This is a genomic window from Butyricimonas sp. BSD2780061689_150309_C8 (assembly GCF_015560935.1).
GTDB lineage: Bacteria > Bacteroidota > Bacteroidia > Bacteroidales > Marinifilaceae > Butyricimonas > Butyricimonas paravirosa.
This window is the reverse complement of record NZ_JADMSV010000023.1, coordinates 12,612-30,112: the sequence shown is the minus strand read 5'-3', so window position 1 is coordinate 30,112 and position 17,501 is coordinate 12,612. Positions and strand designations below refer to the sequence as shown.

At 42.4% G+C, this 17,501-nt stretch carries 19 protein-coding genes; 9 read left to right on the top strand and 10 right to left on the bottom strand.

The window, feature by feature from the left end:
* Nucleotides 1–60: 60 nt before the first annotated feature.
* Together I2I33_RS15430 and I2I33_RS15425 are read right to left on the bottom strand one after the other, a co-directional pair.
* Nucleotides 61–369 (bottom strand): hypothetical protein, encoded by a 309-nt coding sequence (locus I2I33_RS15430; RefSeq protein ID WP_027201130.1) that lies wholly within the window; start codon nt 367–369, stop codon nt 61–63.
* 135 nt (nt 370–504) lie between these two features.
* Entirely contained in the window at nt 505–879 is a 375-nt protein-coding gene (locus I2I33_RS15425; protein ID WP_027201131.1) for a hypothetical protein, read from the bottom strand.
* 273 nt (nt 880–1,152) lie between these two features.
* Between I2I33_RS15425 and I2I33_RS15420 the strand changes: the two genes are divergently transcribed.
* From I2I33_RS15420 to I2I33_RS15410, 3 genes are read left to right on the top strand one after another with little or no spacing between them, the layout of a single operon-like run.
* On the top strand, nt 1,153–1,695 hold the full coding sequence (locus I2I33_RS15420) for a GNAT family N-acetyltransferase (RefSeq protein ID WP_087420661.1): 543 nt from the start codon (nt 1,153–1,155) through the stop codon (nt 1,693–1,695).
* Nucleotides 1,677–2,630: an NAD-dependent epimerase/dehydratase family protein gene (locus I2I33_RS15415; RefSeq protein WP_087420446.1), complete on the top strand. Its 954-nt coding sequence runs from the start codon at nt 1,677–1,679 to the stop codon at nt 2,628–2,630. The genes I2I33_RS15420 and I2I33_RS15415 overlap by 19 nt, the downstream gene beginning before the upstream one ends.
* 10 nt (nt 2,631–2,640) lie before the next feature.
* Nucleotides 2,641–3,261 carry a hypothetical protein gene (locus I2I33_RS15410; protein WP_087420445.1) on the top strand — a complete coding sequence of 207 codons (621 nt, stop codon included), beginning with the start codon at nt 2,641–2,643 and terminating at the stop codon, nt 3,259–3,261.
* A 301-nt stretch (nt 3,262–3,562) separates the two neighbouring features.
* On the opposite strand, the gene glyA is transcribed toward I2I33_RS15410, so the two are convergent.
* Nucleotides 3,563–4,843, bottom strand: a complete 1,281-nt coding sequence (glyA, locus tag I2I33_RS15405) for a serine hydroxymethyltransferase (protein ID WP_087420444.1) — start codon at nt 4,841–4,843, stop codon at nt 3,563–3,565.
* Between the two features lie 155 nt (nt 4,844–4,998).
* Between glyA and I2I33_RS15400 the strand changes: the two genes are divergently transcribed.
* Complete coding sequence (locus I2I33_RS15400) at nt 4,999–5,493, top strand: hypothetical protein (RefSeq protein ID WP_087420443.1); 495 nt, start codon at nt 4,999–5,001, stop codon at nt 5,491–5,493.
* A 215-nt stretch (nt 5,494–5,708) separates the two neighbouring features.
* Complete coding sequence (locus tag I2I33_RS15395; protein ID WP_087420442.1) at nt 5,709–7,586, top strand: DUF3413 domain-containing protein; 1,878 nt, start codon at nt 5,709–5,711, stop codon at nt 7,584–7,586.
* A 74-nt stretch (nt 7,587–7,660) separates the two neighbouring features.
* On the opposite strand, the gene nqrF is transcribed toward I2I33_RS15395, so the two are convergent.
* The 6 genes from nqrF to I2I33_RS15365 form a co-directional block, all read right to left on the bottom strand.
* Nucleotides 7,661–8,929, bottom strand: coding sequence for an NADH:ubiquinone reductase (Na(+)-transporting) subunit F (nqrF, locus tag I2I33_RS15390; RefSeq protein ID WP_087420441.1), 1,269 nt, complete (start codon nt 8,927–8,929; stop codon nt 7,661–7,663).
* Between the two features lie 87 nt (nt 8,930–9,016).
* Nucleotides 9,017–9,637 (bottom strand): NADH:ubiquinone reductase (Na(+)-transporting) subunit E, encoded by a 621-nt coding sequence (gene nqrE, locus I2I33_RS15385; RefSeq protein WP_087420440.1) that lies wholly within the window; start codon nt 9,635–9,637, stop codon nt 9,017–9,019.
* A 23-nt stretch (nt 9,638–9,660) separates the two neighbouring features.
* Nucleotides 9,661–10,305: an NADH:ubiquinone reductase (Na(+)-transporting) subunit D gene (locus I2I33_RS15380; RefSeq protein WP_087420439.1), complete on the bottom strand. Its 645-nt coding sequence runs from the start codon at nt 10,303–10,305 to the stop codon at nt 9,661–9,663.
* The gene (gene nqrC / locus I2I33_RS15375; RefSeq protein ID WP_087420438.1) at nt 10,305–11,078 is read right to left on the bottom strand and encodes an NADH:ubiquinone reductase (Na(+)-transporting) subunit C; all 774 of its coding nucleotides are present in this window, start codon (nt 11,076–11,078) and stop codon (nt 10,305–10,307) included. Before nqrC ends, I2I33_RS15380 begins: the two co-directional genes overlap by 1 nt.
* A gap of 77 nt (nt 11,079–11,155) precedes the next feature.
* Nucleotides 11,156–12,310, bottom strand: a complete 1,155-nt coding sequence (locus tag I2I33_RS15370; protein WP_087420437.1) for an NADH:ubiquinone reductase (Na(+)-transporting) subunit B — start codon at nt 12,308–12,310, stop codon at nt 11,156–11,158.
* A gap of 89 nt (nt 12,311–12,399) precedes the next feature.
* A complete protein-coding gene (locus I2I33_RS15365; protein ID WP_087420436.1) occupies nt 12,400–13,755 on the bottom strand; it encodes a Na(+)-translocating NADH-quinone reductase subunit A in 1,356 nt (451 codons plus the stop codon).
* Between the two features lie 280 nt (nt 13,756–14,035).
* On the opposite strand from I2I33_RS15365, the gene I2I33_RS15360 reads away from it, so the two are divergent.
* Entirely contained in the window at nt 14,036–14,461 is a 426-nt protein-coding gene (locus I2I33_RS15360) for an META domain-containing protein (protein ID WP_229128330.1), read from the top strand.
* 83 nt (nt 14,462–14,544) lie between these two features.
* Here the strand turns inward: I2I33_RS15360 and I2I33_RS15355 are convergent, their stop codons facing one another.
* Complete coding sequence (locus I2I33_RS15355; RefSeq protein WP_087420435.1) at nt 14,545–15,819, bottom strand: bifunctional folylpolyglutamate synthase/dihydrofolate synthase; 1,275 nt, start codon at nt 15,817–15,819, stop codon at nt 14,545–14,547.
* Nucleotides 15,820–15,940: 121 nt separating this feature from the next.
* Between I2I33_RS15355 and I2I33_RS15350 the strand changes: the two genes are divergently transcribed.
* From I2I33_RS15350 to I2I33_RS15340, 3 genes are all read left to right on the top strand, one after another.
* Nucleotides 15,941–16,171: a hypothetical protein gene (locus tag I2I33_RS15350; RefSeq protein ID WP_087420434.1), complete on the top strand. Its 231-nt coding sequence runs from the start codon at nt 15,941–15,943 to the stop codon at nt 16,169–16,171.
* 53 nt (nt 16,172–16,224) lie between these two features.
* On the top strand, nt 16,225–16,599 hold the full coding sequence (locus tag I2I33_RS15345) for a polymer-forming cytoskeletal protein (protein WP_087420433.1): 375 nt from the start codon (nt 16,225–16,227) through the stop codon (nt 16,597–16,599).
* A gap of 64 nt (nt 16,600–16,663) precedes the next feature.
* Complete coding sequence (locus tag I2I33_RS15340; RefSeq protein ID WP_087420432.1) at nt 16,664–17,299, top strand: redox-sensing transcriptional repressor Rex; 636 nt, start codon at nt 16,664–16,666, stop codon at nt 17,297–17,299.
* The last annotated feature ends 202 nt before the right edge of the window (nt 17,300–17,501 follow it).

Here is a 17,501-nt window from a genome sequence, read left to right as displayed (position 1 = left end):
AAGGATATAAATAATAAACGGGTTCTCGATTTTCGGGAACCCGTTTATTAAAAAAAATGTCTATTCGTCGAGCGTTACGGCTCCTGAAAGAGCCACAGCCTCTTTATTACGGAAAGTCATGATCGGTGATACAGCCTCGTAAGCTGACATGATGTACTCGAAGAGTTGTGCCGTCACCAATTTTCCGCGTTCAGCTAATGAGAGTTTTAATTTAATCCCTGTGTCCTCGTCCTCTGAACTTTGTAATTCGGAAAGTTCCCCGAATTGTTTGGTTTCTAATAGATATTGCACCCGATGCAATTCATCTGATTCGAAAAATAACTCGTAATTTTTCTCGTCCCGGTTCTTACTGAATAAAGTTGTTTTCATCTTCTTGTGTGTTGTGTGTGTGTATATATATACAACGTTCCCAGCGTTGCTCTGTTTTTTTATATCAAAGGATAACACTTAATCGTGTAAACATCTTGTATTAGTACAAGATACGTGCCATATATACGTGAGGTTTCAAATAATTAACAAACAGAGTTCATGGAAATATCGCTTGGGGTGCGATATGAATACTTCGTGTATTCCCGTGTGATCTGCCTCCTTGTTAATGGTAAGACTTTCATTTGCCTGTTTGTAGACCCCGTCCAGCATCACCCGAACCCGGCAGGGTAGCTCTGATCTTGTCATGCTGACAAGTGAAGTCCGGATTAACGGGCTGGGATATTGATTCTGAAAATCAAGGCTTTGTCCCTTGTTTATGGAGTCATGTAATTGTGCTAGTTGGTAGGTCACCGCTGTATGTTGAGATTCTGTCATGATCAATCCCATGGCAACATTGCTGAGTTGTGTTACCACAAGAATGAGGATACTATGTAATATGAATCTTATCATACTTAGTGTTTGTTTCAAATTTAAAGAATATAAATTGCATTTGCAATGTTTTTCTTCTTTTTTCTATCGATCTATATAAAAATAAGTATTTTTACTACCGGAAATTGTTTTTTTGTTTCGAAAAGGTTACAAATTAACATTTCATATACCCCATCATTCTACAATTTATGTGGATTTATTACTCATTTATAATTTTTTTTACGATAGAAGTTGAAAAAAGATATAGAATAAAAAATAATTTTGGAACTCGGATTGCATTATAAAGCGAACTTGATGGAAATAAAAAGTAAACAGGAAAATTTTAGGTTGCGGGAGTGGAAGTTGACGGATATAGTATCATTAGTAAAACATATTAATAACGAGAAAATATGGAATAACGTGCGGGATGGACTTCCATACCCGTATACAATGTTGGATGCTGATAAGTATATCCGGATGGTACAGGCCCAACCTTATGTTCAAAATTTTGCCATAGAGGTAGCGGGAGAGGCCGTGGGAGGAGTTGGGATCGTACCCTTGACAGACGTGGAGCGCCTTAGTGCAGAGGTCGGTTATTGGCTGGGTGAGGACTATTGGGGGCGGGGAATTACGAGCGAGGCTGTTGCGTTGTTGGTTGATTACGTGTTTCGGGAAACCGGAATTATTCGTTTGTTTGCCTCTGTTTACGAGTATAATCCGGCCTCGATGAAAGTGTTGGAAAAAGTCGGTTTTACCAGACAGGCTATTTTGCGTGATGCTGCGATTAAAAACGGACGGGTGATAGATATGTATTATTATGATCTGATAAAGCGTAAAATATGGGAAAGCGAGTATTGATCACCGGTGCCGCAGGGAATTTGGGAGGACTGCTCGCCCGTCGTTTGTTAAAAGACGAGGTGTTGTTGCATCTTCTCGTTCATCGTCAAGATGTAAGTCCGGAATTAAAGGCAAAAGATAATGTGAACGTGTTCTGGGCGGATCTTGCCGTTCGGGAGAGTTTGGGAAGTGCTTTGGACGGGGGCGATACGATCGTTCATTTTGCCGGGGTCCTTTTCAAGCATAATCCGGAAAAGTTTTTAAAGACGACAAACACCCTGTATTTTAAAAATTTATTGGATGTGGCCGTTCAAAAAGGGGTAAAGCGGGTAATTCTAATTAGTTTCCCGCACGTGGAGGGTGAGACAACCCCGGATCATCCTGCTAGGGGAAGATTGGACGGAAATCCTGTTTCTATGCATGCCCGGACTCGCTTGGAAGAGGAAAGGTTACTATTCGAGTATGGGGAGCGAAGAGGTTTTGAACCTGTCGCTTTAAGAGTCGGGATGGTCTACGGGAAAGGAATCTTGATGATTGATGCGGCCCGTTGGTTTTCTCGTCATGCTCTGCTGGGAGTTTGGAGAAAGCCTACTTGTATTCATTTGATCTCCACGGATGACTTTTTGGAGGTGACGAGGGCGGCAATCATGAATGAAGGGGTACGTGGAATTTATCATGTTGGGGATGAGGGTATTCAGACCTTGCAAGAATTCTTGGACGAGGCTACAAAATACTGGCACACATGTAGGCCTTGGCGAATGCCTTTATGGATGATTAACACGGCGGCACGAGTGTTCGAGTTGGTTTCCCGACTGTTCGGGGTTAGAAGCCCGTTAACCATCGATTTTATCCGGATCGGGCGAGTGTCATATTACGGGGATACTTCCCGGATGAGGGAGGAGCTATTACCTCGTTTAAAATACAAGAATTTTAGAGAAGGATTGGAAACACTATAATATAAGAATTATGATGAAGTACGGCGTTTTATTGATTTTAGTGGTGATGGCTGTTTCGTGTGCCACTCCCAGTTATATGCATTTATACGAGTCCCCGAAAAGTTTGGATTTCACGACGGGTAAATGGTTGGTGACGAACGTGGAAACTCAGTTACCTCTCATGTACAGGGAAGGGTTGACACGTGATCTATTAAAGGAATTGAAAAAAATGGGAGGGGATTCTATTTATTTTTTAAATGATATATCCTTGAAATACCTGTCTCATGACAAACTCACTTTTGAGTTGTCTCCCGAAGTGATGGAGACGTTGAAGAAAACGACGGATTACAAGTATGTGGTGACTGCCACGGCTCGAAAAGTGCGTAATGAGGTCAGTGATTTGATTTATCCCGGGGGACCACTTTCTTACCAGAAGAGCGAGTCGGAAGTCTGTATTGCCGTGTATGATGTCTCCTTGGGAGCCCGGATTTATTTTCAGCGAATAATAGCATCCGTGACTCTGGACGCGGGAGACGAGCAAGTTGTGTTTGCTCGTTCGGCTGGTACATTATTATATAATGCAATGAAAAAAGGGCTGAAGGATATAAAAAAGAATTCCCGGAAGGTAAAGAAAGGACGAGGTGGGAAGTAATGGTATTGATAGTCTATTTCACCCGTGTCTTGCCGTAGTCTCGTTAATATGATGATTGTATGAGAACATGATATCGGGAACACATTAATTCCCCGTATCGTTGACCTATCGTTAATCTATCGTTAACCTATCGTTAACCTCTTAACGAGACATAGGCGGGATACCGGTGTATTTACCTTGAGATACAGAGAGATCCAAATGCAAGATTGCCATGAAATCTCGTGATAGACTAAATACTAATTAACAAATAAAAAAGACCGCAATCCATGTTGCGGTCTTTTTGTATATTTAGAAAGTCTTATTACCAGGCGAACATAGGTCTGTCGCTCATCATGGCGTTTACTTCTTTCTTTACTTGTGCGATTACGGTTTCATCGTCCGGGGCGCTCAATACTCTGTCGATCATGTCCACGATGATAGGCATATGTTCTTCCTTCAAACCACGGGTAGTGATTGCCGGGGTTCCTACACGAAGACCTGAAGTAGAGAACGGGGTACGGGTATCGAACGGAACCATGTTCTTGTTGATCGTGATGTCAGCTTTAACAAGCGTGTTTTCAGCTTTCTTACCGGTTAATTCCGGGAATTTGGTTCTCAGGTCAATCAACATGGAATGGTTGTCGGTACCACCGGAAACAACTTTATAACCTTTTTCCACGAATGCTTTGGCCATAGCTCTGGCGTTAGCTAGCATTTGTTTCGCGTATTCGGTGTACTCTTCAGACAGCGCCTCTCCGAAAGCAACGGCCTTAGCAGCGATCACGTGTTCAAGCGGTCCACCTTGTTGTCCCGGGAATACGGCAAAGTTGATTACTTGTGACATCATCTTGATCTCTCCCTTCGGAGTTTTTAATCCCCAAGGATTCGGGAAATCTTTCGGAAGAAGGATCATACCACCACGAGGTCCGCGAAGGGTTTTGTGAGTGGTTGTGGTTACGATGTGGCAATATTCCATCGGGTTGTTCAATAAACCTTTGGCAATCAAACCGGCTGGGTGAGACATATCGCACATTAACAAAGCACCTACTTTATCAGCGATTTCGCGCATACGTTTGTAATCCCAGTCGCGAGAATAAGCGGATGCTCCGGACACGATTAATTTCGGTTTGTGTTCCAAAGCCAATTGTTCCATCTCGTCATAGTCAACCATCCCGGTTTCTTCTTTCACGTGGTAAGCTACCGGGTGATAGTTAATACCGGAAAGATTCACGGGAGATCCGTGTGAAAGGTGACCACCATGAGCCAGATCAAGACCCAGGAAGGTATCGCCGGGTTTCATGCAAGCGAAGAACACGGCAGCGTTAGCTTGTGCGCCGGAGTGCGGTTGTACGTTAGCGAATTCAGCTCCGAATAATTGGCAAGCCCGATCGATAGCCAGTTGTTCAGTCTGGTCAACAATTTGGCAACCACCGTAATAACGGGCTCCGGGGTATCCCTCTGCATATTTGTTGGTCAGGCAAGATCCCATAGCCTGCATTACTTGCTCGCTCACGAAGTTTTCAGATGCGATTAATTCAAGTCCTTCTTTTTGACGATGACATTCTTTGTCAATCAGGTCGAAAATTTGAGTGTCTCTTTTCATTATTTAGATTTTTAATACTATAGACGTTTATAAATCTAGGCCAAAATTATACTAATCGTGCATGTAAACAAAGTATTTGGCAACTTTTTTTCATCTCTTGTTTTTTAATTTTCGAATATTTGTGTACGTTTGTTGTGTATAAAATTTATTTGATTATGGAAAATCCCTTTAGCGTAGAAAAACCGGTCAGACCGACTTTTCTCACCGTACTTTGCATCTTGACATTTATTGGTAGTGGTTGGGGCTTAATTAACAATTTGTTCCAGTTAGCCATGTTTACACCGGAGCGCTTAGTCGTCCAGATTCAACAGATAACGAACATGGCGGGAGCCGAAGCCCAACCTTCGTGGGTTTCTTCTATCATGAGTTCGTCCTTGGAGGTGTTACAAACGACCATAATGCACGGGAAAGCAATTTACTCGTTAGCTGCCTTGTGTGCCGTGATCAGTTTGATCGGGGCTTTCATGATGTACAAGTTAAAAAGGAATGGTTTTTATTTATATGCGATTGCGCAGATCGGCCAGTTGTTTATCCTGCCGATTTATTCCGGTTGGAATAGCGTCGTGGTGATTTCCATGGCTATGTCCGGATTCTTGGCGTTGGTATTTATCATCTTGTATGGCTTGAATTATAGTAAGCTGAAGTATTGATAATTTGAACGTATATTCCCTTCTGAAAGGGATTTGTGCTTGGCATGATACATGTCATTAAACGATCGTTTATTGATATGTATTTTTTTTATTGCCGGGGATTCAGGAAAAAGAATTAAATAATTGAAAATGAATTTTTAAGAAAATGATTGAAAAGTCGATTTAATCCGTTTTATTTGCAACTATTATATGATCATTTCTTAATACAATCGTTTATGATGTTTGATACTTCTAAATCAGGGGGATGCACTGAAAGAGTGAATTATTTGAAGAGAGGTTTTCTGTTTTATATGTGCGCCTCTTGTATGTTACTCGTTCAATTTGTGATCTATCTCGTGAATAGTAATTATTGGGAATCTTTGAATTTTGTCGGGGGCTTTTATTATCTGATGGCGGCATTGGGGCAAGCTTTTCTTTTCAATTTGATCCCTTGGATTATTTTATATATTCCCTTCACGTGGTGGCGGCAGATGCGGAAGGTCGGTACCATTCTGTTCACCTGTGCTATATTTTTATTGAACGTGCTGGCCTATCTGAACGGGATTGTTTTCCAGTTGTATAAATTTCATATCAACGGGTTTGTGCTGGATCTGGCTTTTGGTGGGGGAGGAAACCAGGTATTCGTGTTTAATAATACTTTGGTCTTGCATGGGGTTCTTATCGGGTTACTTATTTTGTTGTTTACTTTAGCGGTCGTTTTTATCGCTTACCGGTATGCCCGGTATGTTACTTCTAAACAGGTGAAAATCGGTATTTATCTTTTCCTGTTCTCCTGTATCGCTCCCCAGTTAACCCATGCTTATGCTGCTGCGGCTAACGTGAATTCGATCACGGAAGTATCGGCTTGTTTACCGCAATTTTATCCTTTGACAGCCAATCGTTTGATGTTAAAGTTGGGTGTGGTCAAAAAGGAGGACTTATATGTGAATAACCCGGATAAAGGGAAGGGGCATAGTTTCGTGTACCCCCTTCATCCGCTGGAAAAAGTGGATAGCGTGAAACCGTTGAATATTATTTATCTTATTCTGGATTCATGGAATTTCAGGACTTTTACACGGGAGTGTTGTCCTAACATCCGGGCTTTTGGTGATCGTTCCGCGGTATTTAATCGTCATTTAAGTTCCAGTAATGGTACGCGGGGTGGGATATTCGGTCTGTTTTTCGGTATTTCCGCAACATACTGGCAAGATTTTGAACGTACGGGTGTACAGCCTTTGTTTATCGAGAATTTACTGGAAAATGGGTATGATATAGAGACGTTCGCCAGTGCGACGCTTGTTAATCCTCCTTTTTATCGAATCGTCTTCGGAGACGTGAAAGATATTCGCAAGGAAACCCCGGGAGCAACTCCTTTTGATCGGGATAACAGGATCACGGAAGATTTTTTGAATTATTTGGATGAACGGAAAGAGGGGGATAAACCATTTTTTGCTTTCGTGTTTTATGATTTGTTGCACGCGATTGATATTCCGGCTCCCTATCGTAAGAAATTTCAACCCTCGTGGGATTACGCCAATTATCTGGCTTTAAATAATAATTTGGACCCGGAACCGTTCTTTAACCTGTACCGTAATTGTGCCTATTACGTGGATTCACTTGTGGGAAAGGTGGTGAATAAACTGGAAGCGAACGGGTTGTTGGATAATTCCGTGATCGTTATTACCGGGGATCATGGGCAGGAGTTTAACGAGAATAAGAAGAACTTTTGGGGACATGGAAGTGATTTTTCGAACGCACAGGTGCATGTCCCGTTTATCCTGTATTACCCGGGGAACACTCCCGGCGTGTACTCGCACAGAACGTCTCATTATGATGTGACGCCGACTTTAATGAAACGGGTGTTGGGGGTAAAGAATCCCGCGGAAGATTATTCTATGGGAAGAGATTTGTTTGATCCCGAACGCCAGCCTTTTCATCTGGCCGGAGACCCGCAGAATTACGCTTTTATCATGGATAACGTGATTTACGAGAAGAAGGTGGCCGGGAATATCCAAGTGACGGATTCTTTGTTGAATCGTCTTTCCCGGAATCAGATAAATTCGGGATTGCTGCTTAAAGCAATCGAATTCAAGAATATGTTTTTGAAGAAGTAGGGAGTAAACTCAAAACTTGCTGGTACTCATTTGAAATAAAAAAGCTGCTTGTACAAGCAGCTTTTTTATTTTGATTATCCTCCGAAGTTATCGTACATCACGTTTTCATCTGGAACTCCAAGGTCGTACAGCATTTTGGTTACTGCCGAGATCATCATAGGAGGACCGCAGAGGTAGTATTCAATATCTTCCGGGTTTTCATGATTCTTCAAATAATTCTCGAAGATTACTTGATGAACAAAGCCCGGTTTGTAAGCCACTCCGGCTGCGTCAGCCACGGGATCCGGTCTGTCGAGAGCCAGAGTCCAGTGGAAGTTCGGGTTCTCTTCTTGAATCTTGTTGAACTCGTCCACGTAAGGAGCTTCTTGCAAAGCACGTGCGCCGTACCAGAAAGTAACTTTACGATCGGTGTGCATCGTGTGGAAGAGGTTGAAGATGTGTGAACGCATGGGGGCCATACCGGCACCACCACCGATGAACATCATCTCGTTGTTCGTGTCTCTCAAGAAGAACTCTCCGTAAGGTCCGGAAATACTTACTTTATCTCCCGGTTTACGAGAGAAGATGTAAGAGGAACAGATACCGGGGTTCACGTTGGCAAAACCACCGATAGCTTTGTCGAACGGGGGAGTTGCGATACGAATGTTCAGCATGATAATGTTACCCTCTGCCGGGGAGTTTGCCATGGAGTAAGCACGGTAGGTTGCTTCCGGGTTGTGCATTTTAAGATCGAACATTTTCATGCGTTCCCAATCCGCCTTGTACTTCTCGTCAATATCGAACGTCTTGAAGTCAACGTCGATTGCAGGTACGTCAATCTGAATGTATCCTCCGGATTTGAATTTCAGGTTTTCGCCTTCCGGTAATTTTACCACGAATTCTTTCAAGAAAGTAGAGATATTTCTATTGGAAACCACTTCACATTCCCATTTCTTGATTCCGAGAACTTCTTCCGGAATGTGCATTTCAATATTCTCTTTCACTTTTACCTGACAAGCCAAGCGCCAGTTGTCGTGTTGTTGTTTATAGGAGAAGAATCCCGTTTCGGTCGGTAGGATAGACCCTGCTCCGGATTCGACCTGACAACGACACATACCACATGAACCTTTACCTCCACAAGCTGAAGGAAGGAAGATTTTGTTGTTTCCCAAAGTAGATAATAGCGTGGAACCCGGTTCGGTCACTATTTCTTTTTCTCCTTGGTTAATGCTAACCTTAACTTCTCCTTTAGGAGTCAGTTTGGCTTTTGCAAACAAAAGCATGCCTACGAGAATCAGTGTTACTAGAAGGAACACGATGACCCCTGACATCACGATTGTTGTATTTATTGCTAATAACATCATTTTTAATTTTAGATTTTATGATTTTAAATTTTAAATTGAGGACTCCAGAGAAATTTACAATCTAAAAATTTACAATTTAAAATTACTTTACAGGTTAATTCCCAAGAAACTCATGAATGAAATAGCCATCAATCCGGTCACGATAAAGGTAATACCGATACCTCTAAGCGGGGCGGGGATATTTGAATATTTCAGTTTCTCACGAATAGCGGCAATACCCACGATGGCGAGCATCCAACCGATACCTGAACCCAAACCGAAAGCTGTTGCCTCTCCAATGTTAGCATATCCTCTTTCCTGCATGAACAAGGAAGCTCCCATGATAGCACAGTTTACTGCGATCAATGGAAGGAAGATACCTAATTGGTTATAAAGTGCCGGGGCAAATTTCTCCACGATCATTTCCACCAATTGAGTAATAGCGGCAATGATTGCGATGAACATGATAAAGCTCAAGAAACTCAAATCGATGTTTGCAGCACTTTCACCTAGTAACCAGCTTAAAGCTCCGGCTTTTAACACGAAGTTATCTAGCAAGTAGTTTACCGGAACGGTGATGAATAATACGAATACAACAGCAATACCTAATCCGAATGATGTTTTTACGGTCTTTGATACAGCAAGGTACGAACACATACCCAAGAAATAAGCAAAGATCATATTATCGATAAATACGGACCGGACAAATATATTTAATAGATTTTCCATATCGTTATTTCACTTTTAATTGACTATTTCTGTTCTATTAAATCCTTGTTCTTGGAACGGTGAACCCAAATGATCAGACCCACCAGCATCAATGCCATCGGGGGAAGGATCATTAAACCGTTGTTTTGATAACCCCAATCGTAGAATATTTGCGGGATTACTTTTACCCCGAACAAAGTTCCGGACCCAAGTAATTCACGGAAGAAAGCCACGATCACGAGAACTAACCCGTATCCGAGACCGTTACCGATACCGTCTAATAATGAAGGCCACGGTTTGTTTGCTAAAGCGAAAGCCTCGATACGTCCCATGATGATACAGTTCGTGATGATCAACCCGACGAACACGGATAATTGTTTACTTACCTCGTAGGCGAACGCTTTCAGTACCTGATCCACCATAATTACTAATGCGGCAACCACGACCAACTGCACGATGATACGTATACGTGTCGGGATTGTATTTCTCAGTAGCGAAAGAATCACGTTAGAGAATGCCGTTACGGCTGTAACCGAAAGAGCCATCACGATGGCCGGTTCCATTTTCGCGGTTACGGCGAGAGCAGAACATATACCCAGAATCTGTACCAGAACGGGGTTATTTTTGCTCAAGGGACCAAGTAATAATCCTCGGTTCTTAGCTGAAAATAATGTTTCTTTATCGCTCATTATTGTATTTGTTTTAAGAATTGTTCGTAACATTTTAAGTAGTCGGCGATCATCGTCTCAACTGCTTTTGACGTGATAGTACCTCCAGAGATTCCGTCAACTTCATGTGCTCCGGTTGCGTTACCGCCTTTCTTCACCGTGATGGCTTTTAAAGAGGAGTTTTCAAAAACGGTCTTTCCGCTGAATTGCTTCTGGAAAAACGGTTGGGTGATTTCGGCTCCAAGTCCGGGAGTTTCTCCTTTGTGGTCGAACAGGACCCCGTAAACGGTATTTTTGTCCTCATTTAAAGAAATATAACCCCATACCGGACCCCAAAGTCCAACCCCGTATGTCGGCAGGATGTATTTGGGAGCTCCGTCAATGTTGGCCACGAATACAGGGAATTTAATGTCCGCTAATGCTTTGTCATCTTTGATTGTTTCTGAAAGCAGTTTTCCGTCCTTCAACGCTTTTTGAAGTTCGGGGTTTTTCATTGCTTTCTGAAGTTTCTTACCTTCCGTCGGGATGTCCACGGCGAAAGCGTTTCCTTCGATAGCCTCACCCTTGTAGTTCAGAATGAATTGTTTCGTGATGATTTTGTTGAACAATTCAGCCGAAGTCTCCGGGGTAGAACTAACATTTACAGAACTCAGAATGTTTTGTCTCTTCTCGTTCTCTATATTCTCATCTTGGTATGGCTTTAGTGAAAGAGACACTATCGCCAGAATGGCTGCAACTACGACAACCAAAACGATGGAATAGATAAAGGTATATGTATTTCCTTGTTTGTTCATCTCGTTATTAATTTTAAATTTTAGATTTTAGATTTTAAATTCGTATCAGAATAAATTTACAATTTAAAATTTAAAATCTACAATTGCGTCGCTTTAGCTCTTTTCAGTCTGCGCTTGATGTTACCTTGAACGACAAACCAGTCAATAAGCGGAGCAAAGGTGTTCATTAACAGGATGGCTAACATCATTCCTTCCGGGTAACCGGGGTTTAGCGTACGAATAAGGATGGCCATGATACCTAAAATGAAACCATATATCCATTTCCCTCTTTCCGTTTGTGCCGATGTTACAGGGTCTGTTGCCATGAATACGGCTCCGAAAGCAAAACCTCCCATGATTAAATGAGTAATCGGGGTGATTGCCGCGTACGGGTTGGTTGCGGGTAACGTGTAGTTAAGCAATAAGGCCATGCAGTAACCCCCGATGAAAGTGGAAAGCATTATTTTCCAGCTCCCGATTCCGGTGGCAATTAACAAGATGGCTCCGAGCAATATACAGAAGGTTGATGTTTCTCCCACGGAACCCGGGATCAATCCCCAGAACATGGAAGACATATCATATGTCGTGGGCAGACCTTGGGCAGCCTCGGCAAGCGGGGTCGCTTGAGAGAACCCGTCGGGCATTCCGGCGATCCATACTTTATCCCCCGAAATCATGGAAGGGTAGGAGAAGAAGAAGAACGCACGGGCTAACAATGCCGGGTTCCAGATGTTCATTCCAGTACCACCGAAGATTTCTTTACCGATAATCACGGCGAAGGCGGTGGAAACTCCCACCATCCAAAGGGGGGCGTTAATCGGCATAATCATCGGGATTAATAAACCGGATACGAGGAATCCCTCGTTGATCTCGTGTCCCCTGATTTGTGCCGCAGCAAATTCAATACCCAATCCGACCACGTAGGAAACGATGATCATAGGTAACACTCTCCACAGCCCATAGAAGAATAACTCGAAGAAACCGGTATCGGCCAGAGTACCCATAGCGTTGAAATGCTGGTATCCCACATTATAAATACCGAATAAAAGGGCCGGAATCAAGGCCATCACGACAATGATCATGGTTCTTTTCAGATCAATCGCGTCCCGGATATTACAGCCTGAAGATGTCGTGCGGTTAGGCACGAAAAGAAAAGACTCAAAACCCGTGAAAACGGAATGCAACTTGTATAGTTTGCCTCCCTTTTCAAATTTTGGCTTTTGCTTATCTAGATAGTTGCGTAAAAAATTCATCTTTATAATTTTAAATTTTAGATTTTAGATTTTAAATTTTGAATCGTGTCCCATCAAGGAATTGACAATTTAAAATTTGCAATTTAAAATTAGCTTAGTTCTTTTATCATTAACTCTATACCTTTTTCCAGTATTTCCTGTACCGGAGTTTTAGAGGTACAAACGAACTCGCATAAAGCCATATCTTCCGGGACAATCTCGTACATACCGAGTTGTTCCATCTTGTCCAAGTCCTCTGCCAGTACCGCTTTCAGCAGGTAAACGGGAAGGATGTCCATGGGAAGAACTTTCTCGTATTGTCCGGTCACCACGAAGGCTCTTTCTTCCCCGTGATAGTTGGCATCAAGAGTGTATTTCTTGTTCGGACATAAGAAAGAGGGGAAAGTTTTTGATATGGAGAATTTGTTGAAACCGGGAGTTGCCCAACCCAAAAATTCGTAATTATCACCTTCGGGGATAACGGTTACCATATTATTATAGAATCCGAGATAGTTCTCTTCAGTTACTTTATAACCCGTGAGTACGTTACCGGAAATAATACGTTGATGAACTTGATTCTTCAGTTTCCCGTTCACGATACAACCGATTTTTGCTCCCAGAATGGTTTTGTAGTAAGCAGGCTTTTCAACTTCTGAACCTGCGAGAGCAATCGTCTTGCGGGCGTCGAATTTTCCGGAAGTGAATAATCGTCCGATAATGGCAAGGTCCATAGCGTTTACCACCCAAACGATTTCCCCTTTGTTGATCGGGTTCAGATGGTGAATCTGGATTCCTGCATTTCCTGCCGGGTGTGGTCCCGCGAAATAATTCACATCCACGTTTTTCAGCTTGGCGAACACGGATGTTGAAGGCGTCCCTTCTTTCAAGTTCAAGTTCACGTTTTTACCGCATAATTTTTTTAAGCAATCGATTCCGGATTGGAGCGCGGTTAATTCATCTGCAAGAGTGATGTCGAAATCCGGAGCGAGAGGGGCGGAATCAAAACCGGACACGAATATCGCCTTCGGCATATCAGCCGGGGTCGCGATGATGTCGTACGGACGTTGTTTGATCATGGGCCAAACCCCGCTGTCAAGTAATTTTTCGATGATTTCGTCTCTGGAAAGTTTGTTCACGTCTGCAGCCCCAAAATCCTTGTATTGGATTTGGTCATCTGCTTTAACCACGACCTCCAGCAACTTCCTTCTTTCTCCTCTGTTTACGGTTTCGACTGTACCGCTAACAGGTGATGTGAATTTGACTTCAGGTCTGTACTTGTCGATAAACAACACGTCACCCGCTTTCACTTGATCGCCTGCCTTTACTGCAAGTTTGGGAGTAAGCAGACGGAAATCTGTTGGTTTTACCGCGTAGAAATCACATCTCTCGATGTTTTTCACCAGATTTTCGGCTTCTCCTTTTAACTTGATATCAAGGCCTTTTTTCAGTTTTATAACCTTGGACATTGTTTTATTATGTTTTTGATATGTAGATAATTATTTCTAATTCACCCTGTAATTGTTTATTTTAAAAACACGTGCAAATATATAATCAATTATTGAATTTATTCAGTAATTCAAAAGTTAATTCATCCCTTTAGATGTTTTTTTTTACTGCTTGATTTCTCAAATAAATGAATGTTTGAATGAGGTGAGGTTTATTGATGAAATTCCCTTTTGGCATGGTATTTGTAGAAAAGAATGAGAAAACTAATGAGTACTAATTATCCAAAATGGTGATTGAATTATGAAAGGAATATTTTTTTGTTGTGTATTAGCAATATGGATGACTTCGTGCAAGTCGGCAAAGGAGAGCGTTTCTCTGACCGGGGTGAAATGGGTGGCGGAGAGTCTGAACGGGAAAGAGATCAAGTTCAAAGAAGGTGGGAGCGAGGTATTCATCACGCTTGAAGACAGTGATAAGAAAGTATTTGGAAGGGCGGGATGTAATCGCTTTTTTGGTGCTTACGAGCAAAAGGAGTCGCAATTAACTTTTAGCGGGATGGGAGCGACTAAGATGGCTTGTCCTGATATGGATATTGAAACAAGTTTTTTCAAGGTTCTGGAAGATACGAAGAGTTTTATCATAAAGAATGATAAGTTGACGCTGAAAGATAGTAATAACGTGATAGCGGTATTTAAAGCGCAAAAAGAAACTCCTAAAAAGGAATAAGACAAAGTTTATAGTTTGATTTTTCGTGTAGTAAAAAGAGTGTCAAAATTTATTTTTGACACTCTTTTAGTTTATAAGTTTTTTTAAATCACTTCCGCGACAACAAAAGTACTTCCCCCGATGTATATCATATCCCGGTTGCGGGCGGCTTCACGGGCGGCTTGATAGGCTGCAGCAACTGTCGGGAAGGTTTCCCCGTGAAGATGATTTGCCCGGGCTTTCTCGGCTAAAATTTTCTCATCCATAGCCCTGGGTATGGATGCTTTACAGAAATAGTAAATAGCGTCTTTGGGCAGGATGTGTAACACGCTGTCCACGTCCTTGTCGTTTACCATACCAATCACGAAATGAAGTTGTTCGTACGTGCAGGTTTTTAATTGGGCGACAATCTCGGTTAGTCCATCGATGTTGTGTCCGGTGTCGCATACCGTATAGGGCGTTTGTGATAATTCTTGCCAACGTCCAAGCAATCCCGTGTTGCGAATCGTGTTGGCTATGCCGTTGTATATGTTTTGATCGGAGATGTGCAAGCCATTGTTTCTTAGGCTTAGAACCGTTTCCAGAACGGCCGGGATATTTTTTCGTTGATAAAGTCCTTTCAGGTCTGCTTGCACGGGGGCAAACGTGATCCCGTTTTTGTTTTCCAGCCGGTAGGTGTTTTTATCATCTCGTGTTACTTGCCAGTTTTCGGACGCAAATTCAAGGGTGGTTTCACACTCTTTTGCTTTCTCAATAAAGACAAAGTCACTGGTGGGGTCTTTCGTTCCGATGATTGCGGGAACGCCGGGTTTGATAATACCCGCTTTCTCGTGTGCGATTTTTTCCAACGTGTCACCGAGAAGAGCCATATGATCGAATGAGATATTCGTGATCACCGAGGCCATAGGGGTAATGATATTCGTGGAGTCCAGTCGTCCCCCAAGTCCGACTTCGATAACAGCAATATCGACTTGCTGGTCCGCGAAATATTGGAAGGCCATGGCTACTGTCATTTCGAAGAAGGAAGGTTTGATCCCGGCGAAAAGGGATTTATTTTCTTCCACGAAATTGATCACGTATTGTTCCGTGATCATCTCCCCGTTTATTTTGATACGTTCGCGGAAATCTTTCAAGTGTGGTGACGTGTATAGTCCGGTTTTATACCCGGCTTCTTGTAATATGGAGGCCAGCATGTGAGACACTGAACCTTTACCGTTTGTACCCCCCACGTGGATGGTCTTGAATTGTTTGTGCGGAGAACCGAAGTGTTCATCCAGTTTTAACGTGTTGTCCAGATTGGCTTTGTATGCGGCCTTACCTTCTCTTTGGTACATGGGAAGCTGGGCAAATAACCATTCTAATGTTTCCTTGTAGTTCATGTATATTCTTTTAAATAAACTGGTTCATTCTGTTGAGCGGGCAAAAATAGTAAAAATATACAGTGGGTGTAAGTTCGGGCTTTGATATTTCTTTTCAGTGAAAAAAGGCGTGTGTTTGAGGATGAAAATGTTAATAATATATAAGAAGTATATGGCATTGATTTCGTACAAATATGGAATAAATTCGGGAAATGTAGGCTGTGTGGTGTGTTCTTTTCGTGCGTTTCATCTGACGAGCATGGGGCGTGAAGTGAAGAGATCGTGTGTGCCGGTGGAGATGATGTATGTATTTGACGAAATTTCACTAACTTTAAACCCGGAATTAGTATGTCATGATAAGAAAACGTGCTAATTGTCGTAGTAACGTATGTGTTGCATTTGGGAAAATAAAAATGAAATAAAGATATGGGAAAGGAAGTACAGGCAATCTTGAATCTTTTGAGTGAAGGTGTCATCGTCGAGGGGGATATTCAAACGCCAAGGGATATACGGATTGACGGCACGCTTGTCGGGACAGTTCATACTGACGGGCGTTTGGTTCTCGGGCCTTCTTCTCGTGTTACGGGAAAAGTCAATTCTCCGAATATTGACGTGTTCGGGAACGTGGAGGGGGATATAGTTTCAACTGGTATTGTTGTGTTAAGGGCAAAATCAAACGTGAAGGGAACGATCTCCACTGCAACTATGGTTGTTGAGGCCGGGGCGGTGTTTAACGGGGAAAGTAATATGATCGCGTCGGCCAAAGGTGTTGTTCGCCCGGAAACGACAGAAAAGAAATAATGCAAATTCTTTGTGTCGGATTTCGCCGAAAAGATATAACTTTGCAGAAATTATAGAACGTTATATGGCTAATGATAGTAAAGTTGTTCCAGTTCCGGTTTTGAGGCGGATGCCCGCGTATCTTTCTTTCGTGAAGACATTGCAAAAACAGGGAGAGAAGTACGTCTCATCGACAAGAATTGCCGAATACATGGAAATAGACGCCACGCAAGTGACGAAAGATTTGTCGCATACCGGTATCTCCGGTAAAACTCGTGTTGGTTACGAGGTGGATAATTTCGTGGAGATACTGGATGACTTTCTTGGTTTTAACAAGATTAATAACGCTTTTCTAGTCGGGGCGGGTTCGTTAGGATGTGCCTTGTTGCAGGATAAGGGACTGAGAAATTTCGGTTTGAATATACAGAAGGCTTTCGACGTGGACAAATCTAAAATTGGGACAAAGATTAATGATGTCGAGATTTTTCATGTGGACCAGTTCCGGGGAATGCCGGGAGAATGTAACGTGGCGATAGGAATCATTACCGTTCCGGCCGAATGTGCCCAGAACGTGGCCGATTTAATGGTTGCTTGGGGGATCAAGGCTATTTGGAATTTTACCCCGGCCCGGATTAAAGTACCTGCTCATATTGCCGTGCAAAACACGACGATATACACGAACTTGGCCATTTTATTTAATAAATTACACGGACAGGAATAGCTTTTTAATTTTAGCTTTTAAATTTTAGATTCCAGCGCACGAGCCGACATCTTTTAATTTTTAGTTTTTAGTTTCCCCTTACACAGGGGGGAGGTTGCTGTTTTGAGCATGACTTTTGAGTTCGCCTCTCATTTTTTCCCGTGCTAAAATCTACACGTTACGTTTTTTTTAGAAAAATACAAATTTTGTTAGGCAAGGTGTT